The 2866-nt window shown below is 46.0% G+C and carries 3 protein-coding genes; 1 reads left to right on the forward strand and 2 read right to left on the reverse strand.

Going from position 1 to position 2866, the window contains the following annotated elements; all coding sequences use genetic code 11:
- Positions 1-150: 150 nt before the first annotated feature.
- Both VN105_RS27595 and kdsA read right to left on the reverse strand, forming a co-directional pair.
- Positions 151-552 (reverse strand): hypothetical protein, encoded by a 402-nt coding sequence (locus VN105_RS27595; RefSeq protein WP_325646340.1) that lies wholly within the window; start codon positions 550-552, stop codon positions 151-153.
- A 119-nt stretch (positions 553-671) separates the two neighbouring features.
- Positions 672-1493 carry a 3-deoxy-8-phosphooctulonate synthase gene (kdsA, locus tag VN105_RS27600; protein WP_181785016.1) on the reverse strand — a complete coding sequence of 274 codons (822 nt, stop codon included), beginning with the start codon at positions 1491-1493 and terminating at the stop codon, positions 672-674.
- A gap of 246 nt (positions 1494-1739) precedes the next feature.
- On the opposite strand from kdsA, the gene VN105_RS27605 reads away from it, so the two are divergent.
- Positions 1740-2678, forward strand: a complete 939-nt coding sequence (locus tag VN105_RS27605) for an NAD-dependent epimerase/dehydratase family protein (protein WP_325646344.1) — start codon at positions 1740-1742, stop codon at positions 2676-2678.
- The last annotated feature ends 188 nt before the right edge of the window (positions 2679-2866 follow it).

The following is a 2866-nucleotide window of genomic DNA, read 5'->3' on the forward strand; positions in this document are numbered from 1 at the left end:
GATCCTTGCTTTTTGGGTAAATATGAAGAATTACATCCAGAATGCCCGGAGAAATCCATTACGCTATTTATAAGTAACTGATATAAACAAAAGAGGTGGTTCACGGACAACGTGAACCACCTCTTTTGCATTGGGTATATGGTTGTTTGTTTATTCAAGATGAAACAGCGTCATACCATGATAATGATTCTGTAACTCATTCAGCGTGATGGGGGCGTTGAGGTTACGGGTTTCATCGCGGTAATGCAGCTGCATCAGCGGCTTGTGTCCTTCCTCGAACCAACGGACCGAAAAAGGCCCTCTCACATATAACGTTCCACCTGCCGGCGAGGACGCCGATTCCTCTTTATGAAACTGTAGTTTCAGCAGGGTGGCTTCGGTCAGATGGATGGGCTCCAGGTTGTCGAGATCATACCAGAACTCATTTTCATCTGTAGCCACCAGCACTTTTTTGTCTTCATGATCTACCTGCAGGATCTTTCCTTCCTTTTCTGTCCCGCCATAATTTGTGATAATGGTATCACCTGATTTTAATTCGTGGATATTAATCATAGTGAACTGGGTTTTATGTGTTTCATGAATTTACTGAAAAAAGTGCAAAGCTTCATGTAAAGAAAAAGCTATTATTCCCGGAAGGAGATAATAGCTTTTTGATGGTATATTTCGTTACTTTAAAACTTCCGTACTACCTGGCGGAGTTCCACCAGTTGTTCCAGCAATGGTTCCAGCAGATCCAGGCGGAGCATATTGGCGCCGTCGGATTTTGCGCAGGAAGGATCGGGGTGCGTTTCAATGAACAGGCCATCGGCGCCGGTTGCAATGGCAGCTTTGGCAATGGTGCTGATCATTTGAGGGTTACCGCCGGTTACGCCGCTGGTTTGATTGGGCTGTTGCAGGGAATGGGTGCAGTCCATTACCACCGGTTCGCCCAGGTGCTTCATGATAGGAATGTTGCGGTAATCTACTACAAGATCCTGGTAGCCGAAGGTGGTGCCACGTTCGGTAAGGATAATATGATCATTGCCAGCCCCCTTGATCTTTTCCACGGCAAATTTCATGGATTCACCGCTGAGGAACTGTCCTTTCTTCACGTTTACTACTTTACCTGTTTCCGCAGCAGCCAGCAAAATATCGGTTTGGCGGCAAAGAAAAGCAGGGATCTGCAACACATCTACGTAAGCAGCTGCCATGGCGGCTTCTGCAGCAGAGTGGATATCTGAGGTAACAGGAACATTAAAAGTTTTGCCTATTTTCTGTAGCAGTTCCAGTCCTTCTACATCGCCAATTCCGGTGAAGGAATGTACGCTGGTGCGGTTAGCTTTACGGTAAGATGCTTTGAAAATATACGGGATAGCTAAACGTTTACAGATAGTAGTCACTTTTTCCGCTACTTCCATCAGTATGGACTCTTCTTCTATCACACACGGACCCGCAATCAGGAAGAAATTTTCGGGGTTGTACTGCTCTTTAAACAGAGATTTTAAATGCTTCATATCTTGAAAAAATTGGCTCATTTAATTGAAGGTGCAAAGATAGGCATTCTCCGGCAAAGGGAGGTGATGCCGCTGTTCCATTGCTGCCAATTGTCATGATATTGTAATCCGAAAACCATGTGCATAACCTGTTGCTAATTTTATTGTTATAGCATTGTCATGCGCCGGGGAGTGGTGTGTGGAAATACCGGTGAACCCTTTAATATTACGGTTCGAATTAAAAAATGCTTACAATTATATTTTTGTATGAAGAAAGATAAGATACTGGTTATAGGCGCCTGCGGACAAATTGGCGTGGAACTGACGCTGGCCCTGAGAAAGATGTACGGGGATACCAATGTGGTGGCTTCGGATCTGCGGGAGGAACACGACCTGCTGAAGGGAAGCGGTCCGTATGTGTCGCTGGATGTGATGAACAAGGAGATGCTGCATGTGCTGGTGATCCGTCATAATATCACCCAGGTCTATCTGCTGGCAGCGATCCTGTCGGCCACCGGTGAAAAGAACCCATTGCTGGCCTGGCATATCAATATGCAAAGCCTGCTGAATGTACTGGATATTGCCAAAGAAGAAAACCTGGATAAAGTATACTGGCCCAGCTCTATTGCCGTATTCGGACCTAATTCACCGGCACAGGAAACACCGCAGCATACAGTAATTGAGCCTACCACCATTTACGGGATCAGTAAATTTGCCGGCGAGCGCTGGTGCGAATACTACAATCACCGTTTCGGCGTAGATGTGAGGAGCCTGCGTTATCCCGGGCTGATCAGCTACAAATCAGCGCCAGGCGGAGGTACCACTGATTACGCCATCGAAATATTCCATGAGGCGAAAGAACACCAGAAATACACCAGCTTCCTGTCTGAAAACACTTACCTGCCCATGATGTATATGCCGGACGCTATCCGTGCTACCATTGAGCTGATGGAAGCAGACGCATCGAAGATCACGGTACGTTCCGCCTATAATTTAGGCGCCATGAGCTTTTCCCCGAAAGAGATCGGCGCTGAAATAAAGAAACACATTCCTGCCTTCACCATGGCCTATGAACCGGATTACCGCCAGCAGATTGCAGACGGCTGGCCCAACAGCATCGACGACAGCGAGGCGCGCGCCGATTGGGGCTGGAAACCCGAGTTCAACCTCGAAGCCATGACAAAAGATATGCTCGCGCATATATAGTGCTTCACCGCGGAAATTGTCTTGGAACACTGATTACGCTGATTTTGATGATTAGTTTGATTTTTATAAAAAGTAAGGGAGATATAAGCGAATTTACCCGCATATATCTCCCTTAATCTTTTTATAAAAATCTAAAAAAATAACATCAAACTAATCATCAAAATCAGCGTAATCAGTGTTCCAAGACA

It is taken from the genome of Chitinophaga sp. (assembly GCF_035564935.1).
Taxonomy (GTDB): domain Bacteria; phylum Bacteroidota; class Bacteroidia; order Chitinophagales; family Chitinophagaceae; genus Chitinophaga.